This is a genomic window from Sorangium sp. So ce1014 (assembly GCF_051521505.1).
Taxonomy (GTDB): domain Bacteria; phylum Myxococcota_A; class Polyangia; order Polyangiales; family Polyangiaceae; genus Sorangium.
Genome location: NZ_CP150356.1, coordinates 5704564 through 5722210 on the forward strand (window position 1 = coordinate 5704564; position 17647 = coordinate 5722210).

A 17647-nucleotide genomic window follows, 5' to 3' on the forward strand; every position below is an offset into this window, starting at 1 on the left:
CGGGAGGTTCTGAGAGGCGCTCTTGGGCACCTGAGACCGGCTTGTGAACGCACACGGCACGAGCGTCAATCGACGTGTACAGCATGGCTGTACGCGAGGATGGCCGCCACGAACCGCTTGATTTTTCGAACGCATTTGCTCATCCTACCCGCCCAAGAGGACGTTCCTCGCCTCGCGCAGCTCTTGCCTGCGGGCGACGTGATCAGAAAAGTTCGACTTCACCAATCCCATGCACCGGTCGCACGTCGCCTCTGCAATCCGAAGCTCGAAGCCTCTGGCTTTGATCCAACGGGAACAAGAGCTAAACCTTCTCTCTCACCATCTTCGTCGTGAACCATGAAACTTCGACTCTCAAGCTTCATCGCGGTAGCAATCGTCGCCATCCTGTCACCGCTTGCCGGCTGCGCCGAAACCCCTGACGACACCGGCGGAGGAGGCGCCGGCGGCGCCGGCGGTTCGGATGCCGGAAGCACGAGCGCCAGTGGGTCTACCTCGAGTGGGGTCGGGTCCGGCGGTTCGGGCGGGGCTGGCTCGAGCAGCGCGAGCACCGGTGGCGGCGGCTCGACCGGCAGTGGCAGCGAAATCGAGCCAACGTTCGAGACGGTGAAGTACGTCGCACAAAGCGCTTGTTTCGGGGCGGGTTGCCATAACGATGATATGAACCGCCTGAACTTGATGATAAAGGAAGAGCTGCACACGACGATAACCTCGCACATATCCAAGAATTGCGGCCCGCTCGTCAATGTCGGCAACCCGCAAGAGAGCGCTATCATCAAGGTCCTGAAGGGACCGTGCGGCGGAACTCCGCGGATGCCCCTTGAGTGCATCAACGATGGGGATGCCGCGTGCGTACCCCCCGACTACATCGAAGCGATCACGCAGTGGATCGCCGACGGCGCGCTGGAGTAGGGCTTGGCGAGTAGACGCCGACGGGTTGCGGCGCCCCACAGGCGCAGGTTTGCCGACCCGCCCTAGCACTACTGCCGGAGGTTGCCCCGGATCAGCAGAAATCCGCCCTGGCGCCAAGGTCGCCAAGCGGAGAGGGGACGCACCGTCCCGGCATTTTCCCTCCTACTTCCCTGGTTTCTTGGCGCCATTGGCGTCATGGCGGCTCGCTTCTCGGCCCGACTTGTCGGGGGATAGCCGCGCGACTCACGGGGTTGTCTACTCCATTGCAATCGCGGCGGCCGGGTATGCGGCTTGATCAGGTCCGGGCGTGTCCACGGTGTTCGTCTCGAAGGCCCAGCTGCCACCCGGCGGAATCTGGACTGTGCCGCTGCCGATCGCCACGCCGAGCGGGCGCCCGACGCGATTGACCGAGAAGACCGTGGCGGAGGGACTGCTCACCGCCACGTCGAGCCCGTTGAGGAGCATGCCCGTGTACGCCGTGGCGGCGCCACGAGTTACGGCCTTCACTTGGCTGATGGTGAGGCCATCGATGGGAGCAACGTCGAGGGCAAAGTAAGGGCACCGGTAGACGACGTGCTCCACGTCTTCGATCACGATGTCAGATGGCAGGTCCGTCACCGCGGCCATGGTCACGTCACCTGGACCCACGCACGCAGCGATGGCGCCCGAGCCATCCGTGAGTCGATAAAAATGCTGAGTAAGCAACCCGTTGATCCCAGCTGCCAGGGACTGCCCGGTCTTGTCGTAGAGCTCAACTGAAACGGCGGCGCTGCAGGCCGGGATATCCCCGTCGTTCCTCAAGGCGGCGTAGAGCTCGGTGTGGGTCGGCCCTTTGCGAAGAGTCAACGCGATCACGTTGAGCACGCCGTTTCCGCCGGGGAGCGCCACAACGGTGAGGTCTTCCGGAACGATGAGCGCGTCGTCCCCCAGGTCCCCGCCCGCCCCGGCGCCGCCGCTCGCTTCGCCGCCGCTGGTCTGAGCCGGCGCACCCCCGCTGCTGAAGCTCGCTTCGCTCGAACAGGCCAGCGGGAGGAGCACAGCGGCAGGGATGAGGAGACGCTTCGCCAGCATGAACATGAGAAGAGATGCCCAGCCTGTCGCTGCCCGCCATCGTCGGGCAGCACGGGGTCGCGAAGTGAGGCACATCATGAAGAGCGGCAGTTCGTGACGACGAGCAGGCGGCTCAGGGCGCCGGCGCCCGCGGTCACCGGCGACGCACAAGCCCAAAGACCCCTCCGGTAAGAAGGGGTCTTTGGACCCGAGCTCGTCCGAGTGTTCAGGACCTCGCCCAGGGAGCCCTCAGGCTTTGAGCTCTGTGAACCCGCCCGGATTGTGGATCTTGGCGGCGACCTTGCCCTTGCCGCCGATGAACTCTTCCGTCTTGTCGGAATAGCCGAAGTGAGTCACTTCCGCGGAGCCACCCTCCGCAGGGAAGCCATCCGCCCCCGCCTTCACGCCCATGGCGTTCATGATGTTGCAGAAGTACTTGTTGACCGGCGCGTTGCCAATCTTCGGATCGGTCCCGGTGCCTTGATTGATACCGTTGACCTGGCCGGTGCCATTGGCGCACTGCGACATGCTGTTCCCGTTCGTCGGGGTCGACCCGGGATCGACGTTGATGATCTGACCGGTCTTGAAGTAGCCGCCGGCGCTACCGGCCTGGATGATCGGAGCGTTGTTGAGGTTGTGCGCGTTGCCGTCCGACATTTCGTTGAACCAGATAGCGGCGCAGTTGTCGAGGACCGTCGTCCCATTCCCCTGGGGGATGCTGTCGAGCATCTTGACGAGGTTCGCGAATTTCTGCGCGTAATAGGCGTCAACCTTCAGGAGCATCTCGATCGCGTTGGGCAAGCAGCTGCCTGACATGCCTGCATTGTCGAGGCGGTGCGAGAGCGAATGCGACTCCATCGTGATGTCGAGCCCCTTGAAATTGTAATTTCCCGGGTACTTCATGAAAATCACGGGGTTGGCGTTGCAGGCGGCCGCGAGCGCTGCGATGGCCGAATAGACATCCGCCCCATCCAGGTCGCCGGAGACCTTGGTCGTGAGGACGTCGGTGCCGAAGCCACCCCCCGCCGCTTTCGAGGCGTTCGCCGCCGTCGCACCGAGCATCGCGCCGAGCGCCTCGTTGCACTGCGCGGAGGCCACCACGGTTCCTGTCGAGCTGAGGAGCTCCTTCCAGGCTTCGAGCTTCTGCTTGTCGGCCCTGCTCATATCGAACCGCTCGAGCGTCTGCAGATCATCCTTGACGAGGTCGAGGACGCTCTGGCCGCGGATCGCCGCGTAGGTGTCCGGGTTCATCGGCTCACCCGACTGGAAGAGGCCCGTGAGGCTGCTGAAGGCCTGCGACGCGTTGAGGCCCCTGTAAACGGTCTCGGCGGCGGAGTAGGAGATCGCCGACTGAGCGTTGTCATTCTGACCAGCCGTGTTCAAGAGCAACGGAGTGCCTTGCGGGCTGAGCTGCTTGGCCATGACGTGATCCAGCGAAGGACCGACAGGCTTTGCATTGAACTTCGTCGCCTGGTCGAAGCTGAACGGGTCGTTGCTGTTCGGAGTGACCGGCTGGCAGGTGAAGAACGACCCCACGATCTGCGTGTGGGAGTCGTTCCCCTGTCCGCGCGTCATGTTGGCGGTCCACTCGTTCATCGTGCGGATGCCGCGCGGCATGAGGAGCTTCTTCGCATAGGGAGCGAGGGCCGCGAGGCTCGTCGGCGTGAGATCAGCCGCCGTGAGCTCACCCTGGGTCTTCGCGGGAAACCAGTTATTCGTGACGCACCCATAGTGCGTGAACATCACGATGAGCGTCTTCCCAGCTGAGGAGGTGTCGGCCTTCGCGGTGCGTTCCCACACGGAGCTGAGGAACGGCGCGGCCAAGGCGGCTCCGCCCAGGCCACGGAGGAAAATTCTTCGGTTAAGTTGCTTGCTCATGTTCGACATTCCTCAGCTTTCAGGGCGTTTCGCGGACTCGCACACGGAAGGAATCCGCTTGAGTAAGATCGGCGAGCAGATTGAGAATGCTGTAGCCGCTCTCAGACAGCTTGGTGTCGAGCATATCGACGACGCATTTATCTTTCCCGTTCGGAGCCCGCCCAAAGGCATAGGAGATCCACGCCTGAGCGTAGAGCTGCTTGGCCTTCTGAACCTGAGTGATTTCCTGCATGAACTGCAACGGAGAGGAGATCTCCTTCACGTTACCGTCGCCGAAGTTGACGCTGTTCGTCGTGACGCTCGCGTCGATCGCACCACCACGAGGATCGGTCGTCTGCAGCTTCCCGATGCCGTCGTAGCTCTCCATCACGAATCCCGGCGGATTGATGATCGCGTGGCAGCCCTTGCAGCCAGCAGGCTTCGTCAGCTCTTCGACGTACGCGCGTTGCGTCTCGAAGTCGCCCTGAACCGTCATCATGGTGGCGGCGGGATCGGGCGCACCCGGATTGACACCGAGCAGGTACGTCGCGATGAACGCGCCTCGCAGGATCGGGCTCGTGGCGTTGTAGCCCGAGTAGGAGCTCAAGAACCCGGCGCGAGTCAGGAAGCCCGGCCGCTCGTTGGCGTCCAGCTCCACCCTGGTCAGTTCGGTACCGTACGCCGAAGGATCGAGCCCATAGATCGCCGCGTTGTCCTTGTTGACGAAGGCGATGTTGCTGAGGAGGAGGTCCTTGAACGAACCGCCCGCGAACGCCACCTCTTCGAAGAAGGCGTCGAGCTCGGCCTTCCAGCTGGGCTTGGCGTCCGCGGAGTACAACGGATACGTCTCGGTGTCGTGATCCATCTTCCACCAGTGGGCGGCGCCGTTGTCCATCTGCGCCCAGTTGCGGTGGAACGCTGTCACGAGCGGCCCGGTCATCTCGCGCACTTCAATCATTCGCTGCGCCTGGGCCAAGATCTGCTCTTTGGTCTGGAGCTCGTTGTTGTCGGCCGCCGCGTTCAGCACGTCATCCGGGACGGAGCCCCAGAGCATGTACGAGAGCCTCATCGCCACTTCGTGGCCGGAGAGCTGGATGCCCTTACCCGACGGATCCGGGGTGGTCGTCAGCTCGGGGAGCATGAGGAACGAGGGCGACACGAGGAAGCCCATCAGCGTTGTCTCGGCGACCTCGTCGGGCGTTCCTGCCGGCGTCGTCTGGCCCAGCTTCTCGAATCGCGTCACCTCCGCGGCGGTCAGCGGGCGACGGAACGCCTTGCGGCCGAAGGTCTGGATGGTCTGCGTCAAGCAGCCGCTCTCCGAAGGGTCGCAGCTGATGAACTTGGACTTGTTCGGCCCAGCCATCACTGCTTTGGCGATCGCCGCGGCAGCATCTTGATAGAAGCGCCACGCGTCAGGCGTCATCGGGCCGTCGAAGTCGTCGACGAGCAGCTCGGACGGCGGCAGGTTGTCGGCACCCACGGTGGTGACGCCGAGGAGGTCCCGCACCGTGTTGTCGTACTGCCGGTTCAGGAGGCGAGGGATCTGGCTCGTCGCCGGGAGGCCGGGGATGCAGACATCCGGGGGCCCATTGTTCGGCTCGCCCCCCGTGCCGCTGCTGGTACCGCCGGGGGGAGTATCGTCATCCTCGGCGCCGTCCGCGATGCTGCCGGTGCAGCCAGCGATGAAAGGTGTCGAGGCGAGAAAAATTGTCGTACCGATGTACGAGAGGTGTCTTAATAGTCGCATGCGCATACGCCTCCTATTCCCGGTCGATGTCGAGTTGATCACGGGAGCGAGTCAAAAGCTGTAACGAGCCCGAGGTTCGTATCAGCGTGAGCACGGGCGCCTCGCCGACGGTTTCCTTTGAAGACGTGATTGTGAAACACCGGCGTACGAGCGGTGCGCTGCTGCCCGCTTCGATTGTCGAGGGCCGTGCCTCCGCCGAGCGGGGCGGCGGCGCGCACGAGGCCCCCGGCGCTCCGCCGCGTAGCGCACGGTAGACTCCGGGTTCGTGATGCCTCGCCCATGGATCACGCGCAGCTCGCCGTGGACGTTCGGCTCGTCACGCCAGCCGCACGCCGACGAGCCACCTTTACTTTAGAGCTCCATCCGCGAGGTACATCAACCGGAAAGTTCGCGCGCGCGATCCAGCCATGCCGGATAGCGCCACGACGAGCGAAGCGCGGATATCGAGCGGGCCCTTGCCCGCCCCAGGGAGCACCCAACGGGAGCTCGTTCGGCCGCTAAAGACCGGCGTTTCTGGCGTGAACGCGCTTTCCTCACGAGTCCAGTGCATCCAGAAAGGTGCAATTGGGCCATTCTGACGTTTGAATCGTTCGTGGACAACGCGGTGCGCGACCGTGGGCAACGCGCTGCGCGACCGTGGACAACGCGCTGCGCGACCCGAGGTGGGCTACTCCACCGATCGACGCGTGAGCGGCCAGACTGGTCCTTGACGGCGCGGAGAGCAGGCTCTCAGCGCGACGGCGGGCCGCTCTCGGGCCCGCTCTCCGCGCCGAGGGGCCTCGCCCTCGGCCTCCGGAGCGCCCGCCCCTCCAGGGCGTCGACGAGCACGGGCCTCAGCGCGCCCGCGATGTGCTGCTGGATCGCGCGGGCGACGTGCGCGACGTGGGGCGGCTCCATCATCGTGAAATGGTTGCCGGGCACCACCTGCAGGGCGAACGCCGCTCGCGCCAGCTCCATCCAGGCGCTGACGGCGGCCGCGTCCTCCGGGCTGACCTGCTCCCGCGCGCGCAGGAACAGGACGCTGGCGTCCGTCGGCTTCGGCGCGTAGCTCGCGAGGGCCTGCCACGTGCTCGTGACCTCGGCGCGGAGCCGCGCGTCGTCCGCCATGGCCGCGACGAAGCTGCGGTATCGCTGCGACGCGACGGCTTCGAGCTTCGCCATCTCATGGGCGAGGCCGCTCGCCGGAGAGCGATCGCTCGCGCGCTGGTCGAAGCCCGTGTCCAGCAGCAGCAGCAAAGGCACCTTGCGCCCTCGCGCGAGCAGCTGCTGCGCCATCTCGTACGCGACGACGCCGCCGGCCGAATGCCCCCCGAGGAGGTACGGCCCCTCGGGTCGGACGCTCAGGAGCTCGTCCACGTACCGCGCCGCGATCGCGGGGATGGATGTGAAGCCGGACGTGAAGCCCGGCTCGCCCGGCTCGGCGCCGGTGGGCTGAATCCCGTGGACGGGCAGCTCGCCGCTCAGGCGCTGCACAAGGGGGTGATAGGCGTGGACCGTACCGCCGAGCGGCGGGATCAGGAACAGCGGAGCGGTGTCCGGCGCCCCCGCCTGCAGCGTGACGAGGAGCTGTCCGGTCGCGCGCCGGTGGGGGAGGAGGATCGCGGCGCTCCCGCTCCGCTGCGTCAGCGCGGCGCTCAGGGGCGCAGGCGAGTCCGGCGGCGGCGCGTCCCGCAGCCGCACGCTCGCCGGCGAGCCCGTGGGCGGGCCGGACGAGTCCGGCGGGCTGCAGAGCTTCGGCGACAGGGACCGCACCGTGGCTGGGCCCACGGTGCAGGTGGTGTCGAGCTGGTGCGGGACGCGCTCGAACGGGTACGTGGGCAACGGCACGCGCCGCCGGCGCTCGTCCCCGGAGAAAGCGGCCCAGTCGACGTCGACGCCAGCACACCAGAGCCGGCCCACCGCGGCGAGCAACGCTTCGAGGTCGCCAGGGCCCTCGCCGGGGCCTGCCAGGGTCGTCGCGCTCGGTCGCTCCGCCCCCGCGCCCAGGTGCCGCGACGCCAGGCTGGCCAGGGAGGAGCCGGGCCCGACCTCGAGGAGGGCGCGAGCGGCCGAGGCGAGCAGCGTGGCGATGCGGTCGTCGGGGCGAGCCGATCCCGCGAGGAGCCGGGCCCAGTACGATGGATCGTGGACGTCGGTCTCCGTCACCCAGTCGCCGGCGAGGTGTCCGACGAGGGGGATGCTCGGCGCCCTCCTCGCCATCGACGCGGCCAGCTGGGCCATGCGCGCGAGGAGCGGCCCGGCGACCTCCTCTTCCGCTTCCGCTTCCGCGCGCCCGAGCAGCGCGACAAGCGCGACCGCCTCGTCGAGCGAGAGCACACCGGCGACGCACGCGGCGACGACCCCGCCCACGCCGTGGCCGAACAGCGCGGCGGGGCGGATCCCCCACGACATCAGGAGCTGCGCCAAGGCGTACTCGGTCGAGAAGAGGGCGGCCGCGCGGAGGCGCGGAGGGCCGATGTCTGCTTCACCGCGGGAGCGCCCCTGCTCCTCGGGGAAGAGCCGGTCGCGGAGGTCGACCGACAGCTCGCGACGGAAGCGGTCGGCGCACCGGTCCAGGGCCTCGCGGTAGGCGCGCTCGTGCTGGTAGAGCTCACGCCCCATGCCGACACGCTCGGCGCCCGCGCCGGGGAACATGAAGACGACCTCCGGCGGCCGCCCGCCGGCAGCCTGCGTGAAGACGCGGGCCGGGTCGCGCCGATCGAGGGAGGCCGCTCCCGAGGCCGGATCCGCGCACACCACCGCGCGGCGGTGCGCGAAAGGCACCCTGCCCCGCTGCAGGGTGAACGCGACGTCGGGGAGCGAGCCCTCCGGCGCGCGCCGCAGGTGCTCGGCCAGACGATCGGTGCTCTTCTCGAGCGCGGCGCGCGTCCTCGCCGAGACGACGAGCAGCTGGCGGCGCCGCGACGGGCCGGACGGCGCCGGCTCCGGCGCCTCCTCGATCACCGCGTGCGCGTTCGTGCCACCGATGCCGAAGGCGCTCACCGCGGCGCGGCGCGGGGCTCCGCCGCGCTTCCACGCGCGCGGCCCGGAGTTGACGAAGAACGGGCTGCTCGCGAGGTCGATCTCGGGGCCGGGGCGGCGGAAATGGAGCGTCGCAGGGATGAGCTCGTGCTCCAGCGACAGCGCCGCCTTGATGAGACCGGTCACCCCGGCGGCCGCGCGGAGGTGGCCGAGGTTGCTCTTCACCGAGCCGAGCGCGCAGAAGCCGACCTTGTCGGTGGCCCTCCGGAACGCCCGTGACAGCGCGGCCACCTCGATCGAGTCGCCGAGCCGCGTGCCCGCGCCGTGCGCCTCGACGTACGTGATGCTCTCCGGGCTGACGCCCGAAGCGGCGTGGGCCCGGGCGATTGTCTCGAGCTGCCCTTCCAGGCTCGGCGCCATGTAACCCACCTTGAGCGCACCGTCGTTTGTGACGGCGGATCCGCGGATCACGGCGTGAATCGTGTCGCCGTCGTCCAGGGCGTCCTTCAACCGCTTGAGGACGACGAGCCCCACACCGTTGCTGGCCACGATGCCGCTCGCCTGGGCGTCGAAAGGACGGCAATGGCCGTCGGGCGAGGTGACCGAGCCTTCCTCGTGGAGGTAGCCGATCCTCCGCGGCGAGAGGACGCCGACCCCTCCGGCGAGGACCATGTCGCTCTCCCTTGTGACGAGGCTCTGGCAGCCGAGGTGCACCGCGACGAGCGACGTCGAGCACGCCGTCATGACGCTCACCGCCGGCCCCCGGAGCCCCAGCTTGTAGGCCACGCGCGTGGTCAGGGAGTCGGTCACGTTCCCGGTATAGATCCGCTGGTGCTCCGAGTTCGGCGCGACCGGAGGCGGCCCGACGCGCTCGATCCAGTAGCTCGGGGCGTCGCTCCCGGCGAACACGCCGATCGGCTTCGGGTAGGCGAGCGGGTTGTACCCGGCGCTCTCCATGGCCTCCCAGGCGCATTCGAGGAAGACCCGCTGCTGCGGGTCCATGAGCACGGCGTCCTGCGGGCTGTAGCCGAAGAACGCCGCGTCGAAGCACATGACGTCGTCGAGCACGCCGGCCGCCGGGATGAACCTGGGCGACCGGGTGAGCTCCGGGTCCACGCCGAGCGCCCTCAGCTCCTCGGGCGAATAGAAGCCGATCCCCTCCCCCCCGTCCTCGAGCATCGACCACAGCGCGTCGACGCTGCGCGCCTTCGGGAATCGACCCGCCATTCCGATGATGGCAATCGCGTTCTCGGGGAGCGCCTCCCGCGCCGGCGCCTCGGCCGCGGGGGCCACGGCGCCGGGTCCACGCCTGGAGACCGTGCTCTCGCCCGAGGCAGCCGCCAGAGGGCCCCTCTTCAGGTGGGCAGAGAGGCTGCGGATCGTCGGGTACTGGAACAGGTCCATGATGGGGATGTCCTCGCCGAGCCGCGCCCGGATGCCCGCGCGGACCCGGGCGAGGAGCAGCGAGTGACCGCCGAGCTCGAAGAAAGGATCGTCGAGCCCGACCTCGTCGACGCCGAGCACCTGGCGCCAGAGGTCGCTGAGGATCACCTCGATGTTCGAGGCGGGCACCGGCGTCGCCGCCCTCGGCTCGGGCCTTGCGCGGTCGTCGGCCGGGAGGGCCGCCATGTCGACTTTCCCGTTCGCGGTGAGCGGCAGCGCGTCGAGCTTCACGAGGGCGGCCGGAACCATGTAGTCGGGGAGCTTCGCCGCGGCGAACTCGCGCAGGCCTGCCGGCATCGCGCGCGTCTTCTGCCGCCGGAGAGGGCTGTTCGCGAGCGACCGCTCGGGCAAGGTCTCCCCGGGCCGCGCCTGGATCCAGGCGCGCGGTCGCGGCGCGTCGTCGGCGCGCTCGAAGAGCACGTCCATGCAGCCCGGACCCGAGGTCCTCGATCCGGTGATCCGGACCGAGCAGCCGAGGCGCGCGCCGAGCGCCCACAGCGCCTCCGGCTCGGTCGCGGCCATCGCTCCCTCGGCGGCCGTCGTGGCGGCGCGGGCCAGCGCGACGCCGTCCCCTTCCTGCACCCCTTCCAGCAGCCGGCGCGCAGCGATCACGTCGGCGTGCACGCGCGCGTTCGGGATCCCGAGGACCTCCAGCCCGAGCGATCCCTCCTCACGCAGCGCTCGCTCCACGCCGGCGAGGCCCTCCGAGGCAGCCCAGTCCAGCGATCGGCCGACGACGACGGGCTCGGGCGCCACGCCGACGTGCAGCACCACGTCATAACGGAAGCGCGTCATCTCGTCGGAGCCCGAACCCCGCTTGAGCCAGACCTCCACGTGCTCCACGCCCGGGACCTGGCCGCGCAGCGCGTGAAAGAGCTCGGGCGCGAGGACGAGCTCCTCCTCACCCGAGGCCGCCCGCTGCACCCGGGCCCGCAGCTCGGCCGAGGTGGCGCCCGCGGGCGCGCGGTGGAGCTGCACCGAGGTGTGAAACGCCTCGAGCAGCGGGAGGCTCCTGAGGTCGCCCAGGAACACGACGCCGCCGGGCGCCACCGCGCGCACGGCGCCCTCGATCACCGAGCGCAGGTAATCGGCGCCGGGGAAATACTGGAGGATCGAGTTCAGGACGATCACATCGAAGCTGCCCGGCTCGACACCGCTGAAGTCGTTGGCCTCCCGGCGTTGCAGCGACACGTGCGAGAGCGTGCCGCGCGCGATCTCGGGGCGGAGCAGCGAGATCGCCTGCTCCGAGAAATCCGTCCCGAGGTAGGCGGCGCACTGCGGGGCCAGCTGCAAGAGCAGGAGCCCGGTCCCACAGCCGATCTCCCAGACCCGGCGCGGCTGGAACGAGAGGATCCGCTCGACGGTGTGGTCCCGCCATGCGCGCATCGCTCCGGCGTCGATGGGCTCGCCGGTGTAGCTGCTGTTCCAGCCGGTGATGTTGAAGCCCGGATCCACGCCGGCGTCGCCCTTCCCGTAGGTGCCGTCGTACAGCGCCTGCCACGCCGAGACGTGCTCCGCTTGCAGGGCCGGGGCGTGCTCCGTGGCGCCGCCGTGCTCGAGGCGCGGGATGACGTAGGCGACAAGCCGCTTGTTGCCCGGCGGTTCTTCCCGCGCCACCACGACGGCCTCTTCCACGTCGGGGTGCTCTCGCAGCACGGCCTCGATCTCGCCGAGCTCGATACGATAGCCACGGATCTTCACCTGGTTGTCGACCCGTCCCAGGAACTCGAGGGTCCCGTCGGCGAGCCACCGGGCGCGATCGCCGGTGCGGTACATGCGCGCGCCCGGCTCGTCCGAGAACCGATCGGGGAGAAACCGCGCTGCGTCGAGCTCGGGCCGGTTCAGGTACCCGCGGGCGACGCCGACGCCTCCGAGGTAGAGCTCGCCGGGGACGCCCACCGGGACGAGCTCCCCGCGCGGATCGAGCAGGTAGACCCGGAGGTTGTCGATGGGGCGGCCGATCGAGGGATCGACCGTCGCCGTCCCGCCGTCCGGCCGCGCCCTCGGCACGAGGCACGAGGTCGCCACGACGGTCGCCTCGGTCGGACCATAGTTGTTCACGACGTCGAAGGGGAGCGCCGCGCCAGGCCAGACGCGGAGCTTGTCTCCGCCCGTGAGCAGGTACCGGAGCGCGGTGGAAGCAGGCCAGTCGAGGCGCAGGAGCTCCTCCGCCATGGGCGTCGGCAAGAAAGAGACGGTGATCCCTCGCGCGACGAGCCACGCTCGAAGCTCGTCCGGGGAACGGCGGAGCGGCTCCCCGGGGATGAACAGGCACGCTCCCTCGCACAGATACGGCCAGAGCTCCCATACCGACGCGTCGAAGCCGGGGCTCGCGACAAGGGTCGCGCGATCCGCGCAGGAGACCGCGAAGCGCCGCACGTGCCACGCCACGAGGTTCATGAGACTCCGGTGCTCCACGAGCACGCCCTTCGGTCGGCCGGTCGAGCCCGAGGTGTAGATGGCATAGGCCAGGTCCCGGGGGCCTGCGCACACCGGAGGGGGCGACGCCTCCTCCAGCGCCGCCATCTCCGGCCAGTCGGCGTCCAGGCGGATCACCGCGCCCGCGAACGGCGGGAGGCGATCGGAGAGGTGCGCCTGCGTGAGGAGCACCGGCGCCCCGGAGTCCTCGAGGATGAACGCCAGCCGCTCTCTCGCGATCTCGGCGTCCACGGGGAGATACGCCGCGCCCGCCTTGAGGGTCCCGAGGATCCCGACCACCAGCTCCAGCGAGCGCTCCGCGCAGATCGCGACAAGGGTCTCGGGCCCGGCGCCGAGCTCTCGCAGGCGGCGCGCGAGCTGGTTCGCCCGGCGATCGAGCTCTCCGTACGCGAGCGATCCGCGATCGGACACGACCGCGGCGGCGTGCGGCGCGCGCGCCGCCTGCTCCTCGAACCGATCCAGGACGCGCCGGTCGCGAGGAAAATCGGCGCCGGGTTCGTTCCATTCGACGAGCAGCTGGCGCTGCTCGCGCTCCGCGAGCAGCGGCATCGACGAGACGGAGCGCGCAGGGTCCGATGTCGCGGCGGCGAGGAGCGTGAAGAGGTGATTCATCATCCGCGCCATCGTGGCCCGCTCGAAGAGGTCGGTGCTGTACTCCAGCATCCCGGCGACGCTGTCGGCGCTCTCCCAGGCATAGAGCGATACGTCGAAGATCGTCTTCTTCGTATCCGTGTCGATGGCGCGCGCCTCGACCCCGGTGAGGTGGAGCTCGCGCTCCGCGGGCGGCTGCGGCGCGAACACGATCTGCACGAGCGGGCTGTAGCTGGGGTCCCGCTCGGGCTGGAGCTCCTGGACGAGCCGCTCGAACGGGAGCCTGTCGTGCGCGTAGGCGTCCAGGCACACATCCCTCACGCGGCGGAGCAGCGCCTCGAAGGACGGCTCGCCCGAGACGTCGATCCGGATGGGGACCACGTTGACGAAGAAGCCGATCGCCGCCTCGAGATCGGCGTGCTCCCGGCCCGCGCTCGGCAGGCCGATCAGGAGGTCGTCGCGTTGCGTGACGCGGTGGAGCAGCGCGGCGAACGCGGCCAGGAGGACCATGTTCACGGTCACGCCTTCTCGCGCGCCGAGGTCCCGGATGGCCCTTCCGACCGCCGGATCGAGCTGGAACGGGATCGTCGCGCCGCGGAAGGTCTGGACCGGCGGCCGGACGCGATCGCTCGGCAGCTGGAGCAAGGGCGGCACGTCGAGGAGCCTCTGCCTCCAGCCGGCGAGCAGCCCCGACAGGGTCTCCTCCGTCAGCTGCTCGCGCTGCCACGAGGCGAAATCGGCGTACTGGAGCGGCGTGTCGAGCAGCGGAGGGGGAGCCTCCCGACAGAAGGCATCGTAGAGCGCCGCGATCTCGCGGTACGCCACCTCGAGCGACAAGCCGTCGACGGCGATGTGGTGGATGTGCAGCCAGAGGACGTGATCCCGCGGCCCGAGCCGGAGCAGCCCTGCCCGGAAGACGGGGCCGCGCTTCAGGTCGAAGATCCTCTGGGCCTCGGCTTCGATGTGCTGCTGCGCCTGGGCCTCGCGCTCGCCCTCCGAGAGGTGCTGGAGGTCCGCGACGTCGAGCCGGAAGGAGGCGTCCTCGGCGACGATCTGGACGGGCTGGCCGTCGATCTCGGTGTAGACGGTGCGCAGGATCTCGTGGCGGCGGACGAGCTCACGGAGGCTCCTGTCGAGCGCCTGGACGTGGATGTCCCCGGTGAGGCGGAAGGGACAGAGGCAGTTGTAGGCCCGGCTCTCCGGCGCGAGCCGGTGGAGGAACCACATGCGCTCCTGCGCGAACGACAGGGGGACTGGCCCCGTCCGGGTGCCTCGCGGAATGGCATGCTCCTCTCGGGGGGCCGCGCGGCCGCCGCCCTTGCTCAGCGCGGCGAGCCCGGCGACGGTCGGATGATCGAAGAGCTCCTGGAACCCGACGTCGATCCCGAAGGCGCCGCGGAGGCGGGAGAACAGCTGGACGGCGTGCAGCGAGCTGCCGCCCAGCTCGAAGAAGCTGTCGTGCACGCCCACGCGCTCCACGCGCAGGAGCTCCTTCCAGAGGCCTGCGAGCGCCTCCTCCAGCTCGGAGCGCGGCGCCACGAAGGCGCGTGCGAGCTCCTGGCGGTCGCCGCCGGGCGCAGGGAGCGCCCTGCGGTCGACCTTACCGTTCGGCGAGGTGGGGAGCGCGTCGAGCGGCACGAAGGCGGACGGGACCATGTAGCCCGGTAGATGGCGCTGCGCGAGGGCGCGCAGCGCGGGAAGGAGCGCCCGCTCGTCCCTGGCGGAGCCCCCCTCGACCGCGCGGGGGACGACATACGCCACGAGCCGCCTGTCGCCCGGCGCGTCCTCGCGCGCCACGACCGCGACCTCGCGCACCGAAGGGTGCTGGCCCAGCACCGCCGCGATCTCGCCGAGCTCGATGCGGTGGCCGTGGATCTTCACCTGATCGTCGATCCGGCCGAGAAACTCGATCTCGCCCGAGGGGAGATAACGCGCGAGATCGCCTGTCCTGTACAGGCGAGAGCCCGGCCCGGCGCCGAACGGGCTCTCCACGAACCGCTCCTGCGTGAGCTCGGGCCGGTTCAGGTAGCCACGCGACACGCCGGCGCCGCCGATGTAGAGCTCGCCGGCGACGCCGACGGGGACGAGCGCGCGGTGGCGATCGAGGAGCAGCACCTGGACATCGCGGCACGCGGAGCCGATCGAGCTCGACCACGGCCGCTCGAGATCCGGCATACCCATCGCGCGGCGGGTGGCGAACACCGTCGTCTCGGTGGGACCATAGATGTTGAGGATCGTGGGGTGGCTGTCCCCGTGGCGCTCCCACCACGGCTTGAGCATGGCCACGTCGAGCGCCTCGCCGCCGCAGATCACGAGACGCAGCTGCGGGCGGCCGCCGAGCGACGGCTCGGCCGCCGCATCGGCGTGGATGAGCTGGCGGAGCGCCGAGGGCGTCTGGCAGACGACGGTCACCCCTTCGTCGCCGAGGAGCCTGTAGAACGCGTCCGGCGTGCGGCTCGTGAGGAATGGCACCACGACAAGCCGTCCGCCGTGGCAGAGCGCGCCCCAGATCTCCAGGACGGAGAAATCGAAGGCATAGGAGTGGAACAGCGTCCAGACGTCGCGGTCGCTGTAGCCAACATCGCTCTCGGTGTGGTCGAAGAGACGAGCCACGTTGGCGTGGGTGACCATCACCCCCTTGGGCTTCCCTGTCGATCCCGAGGTGTAGATGATGTACGCGAGGTTCTCCGGGCCCTCGTTCGGCGCGGGCCCTACCCTGTCCTCGGGCTGCCGCTCGATCATGGCCCGCTCCGCGTCGAGGGACACCACCCTGGCGCTCCCGCTCCGGAGCCGGGAGGCGAAGCGCTCCTCGGTGAGGACCACGCGGACGCTGGCATCCTCCAGCAAGAAGGCGAGTCGCTCCTCGGGGTAAGAGGGGTCGAGCGGGACGTAGGCGCCGCCGGACTTGAGGACGCCGAGCAGCGCGACGATCATCTCGAGCGATCGCTCCAGGCAGACGCCGATACGGACTTCGGGCCCGGCGCCGCTCTCCCGGAGGAGGTGGGCGAGCTGGTTGCTCCTCCGATCCAGCTCGGCATAGGTGAGGCGCTGCTCCTCGAAGACCACCGCCACCGCGGAGGGGGTGCGCCGGGCGTGCGCCTCGACCCGCTCGTGCACCCGATCGCGCGGCGGCTCGAACACCCCGCCGCTGTTCCACGCGAACAGCAGCGTGCGGCGCTCCTCCTCGGTCAGGAGCGGCAGCGCCGAGACGCGCTGCGCCGGCTCGCTCGCGGCGCCGCGGAGCAGCACCGCCCAGTGCCCGAGCAGCCGCTCGACCGTCGCGTGGTCGAAGAGGCCGCGATTGAACTCGACGCGCGCGATCACGCTCGCCTCGGACTCCTCGACACGGACGGCGAGCTCGAACGCCACCTCGGTCGCCTCTAGCGCCGCCGGCGTCAGGGTGAGCAGGGCGCCTCGCCTCGGCTCCAGCGTGCCCGGCTCGCTGGCGAAGGTGGCCTGGACGAGCGGCGCGCGGCTCGGATCGCGCGGCAGCGAGAGCTGCTCGGCCAGGGAGGAGAAGGAGAGGTCTCCGTTCTCTTTCCCCTCCTGCATGGAGCGGCGCACTTGACGCAACAGCGAGCGAAAGCTCGGATCCGCGCCCAGCCTGCCCCGTACGACCACGAGGTTCCCGAATGCCCCGATGAGGCCGTTCGTCTCCTCGCCATCTCGCCCGGACAGCGCTACGCCGAGGAGGACGTCGTCCTGGCCTGTCGTGCGGTGGAGCACGGCATGCATTCCCGCGAGCAAGACCGCGGACAGCGCCGCGTCCTCCTCCCGCGCCAGCGCGCGGAGCTCTCGCACGAGCTCCTGATCGAGCGCGCGCTCCGCCGAGCCCGCGGCGAAGGTCGGCGCCGCGGGCCGCGGCCGATCCGTCCGGATCTCCAGCGCTTCCGGCGCCCCCGAGAGCTCGCGGCGCCAGTGCGCGAGCTGCCTGTCGAGGAGCTCCGGAGTCCTGCGCTCCCGCTGCCGACGCGCGTAGTCCTGATAGCGCATCGCCGGCGCCGGCCGCTCGACGCCGTGATAGCCGTCGAACAGCTCCGAAAAGAACAGCGCCACGCTCGGCTCGCCATCGGAGACCATCGGATGCATGGAGAGCGCGACGAGGTGGCGCCTCGGGTGCACGCGGATGAGGCTCACGCGCCAGAGCGGGCCGCGCTCCGGGTCGAGGGGCAGCGAGGTCTCCCGGCGAGCCATCTCGAGCGCGGAATCCTCCGAGAGGGACCGCCCGTCGGCGGCGAGATCCACCTCGCGGAAGGCGATCTCGGCCTGCGGCGAGACGACCTGCACCGGCTGCCCATCGCGCTCTGCGAAGGACGTCCTCAGGATCTCCTGGCGCGCCGCGAGCCTCTCGATGGCCTGGACCCATCTGGGCACGTCCAGCTCGCCATCCAGCCACACCGCGCCCCGTTCATGCAAGCCGGGCGCGGCGCCTCGGCTCCGGTGGAGCCCCCAGGCGCGCTCTTGCTCCAGAGAGAGCGGCGAATAACACATTTCGTTCATCGCAGATGACCTCCTTGTAGTGGGTAGGGGTCGGTTGCATCGATGCGCGAGAAACCACCGCACGCCGCGTCGAGACGCTCGACACGCGCACACCTGCACGCACACGTTGCTGCTGTTCTGTCGTACGCTCAGCAGGCATCACGGCCGCCT

General features: G+C 69.4%; 5 protein-coding genes. 1 reads left to right on the top strand and 4 read right to left on the bottom strand.

Translation table 11 applies throughout. The annotated features are described in order from the left end of the window. Positions 1-336: 336 nt before the first annotated feature. Positions 337-909 carry a hypothetical protein gene (locus WME75_RS21720; RefSeq protein WP_437493993.1) on the top strand — a complete coding sequence of 191 codons (573 nt, stop codon included), beginning with the start codon at positions 337-339 and terminating at the stop codon, positions 907-909. Positions 910-1164: 255 nt separating this feature from the next. On the opposite strand, the gene WME75_RS21725 is transcribed toward WME75_RS21720, so the two are convergent. The 4 genes from WME75_RS21725 to WME75_RS21740 all read right to left on the bottom strand — a co-directional run bounded on the left by WME75_RS21725 (position 1165) and on the right by WME75_RS21740 (position 17497). Further along, positions 1165-1986, bottom strand: coding sequence for a hypothetical protein (locus tag WME75_RS21725; RefSeq protein ID WP_437493996.1), 822 nt, complete (start codon positions 1984-1986; stop codon positions 1165-1167). Positions 1987-2208: 222 nt separating this feature from the next. Further along, positions 2209-3837 (bottom strand): DUF1552 domain-containing protein, encoded by a 1629-nt coding sequence (locus WME75_RS21730; protein WP_437493999.1) that lies wholly within the window; start codon positions 3835-3837, stop codon positions 2209-2211. A gap of 19 nt (positions 3838-3856) precedes the next feature. Continuing rightward, positions 3857-5563 carry a DUF1592 domain-containing protein gene (locus WME75_RS21735; protein WP_437494002.1) on the bottom strand — a complete coding sequence of 569 codons (1707 nt, stop codon included), beginning with the start codon at positions 5561-5563 and terminating at the stop codon, positions 3857-3859. Positions 5564-6292: 729 nt separating this feature from the next. Then, entirely contained in the window at positions 6293-17497 is an 11205-nt protein-coding gene (locus tag WME75_RS21740) for an amino acid adenylation domain-containing protein (protein ID WP_437494005.1), read from the bottom strand. Between the last annotated feature and the right edge of the window lie 150 nt (positions 17498-17647).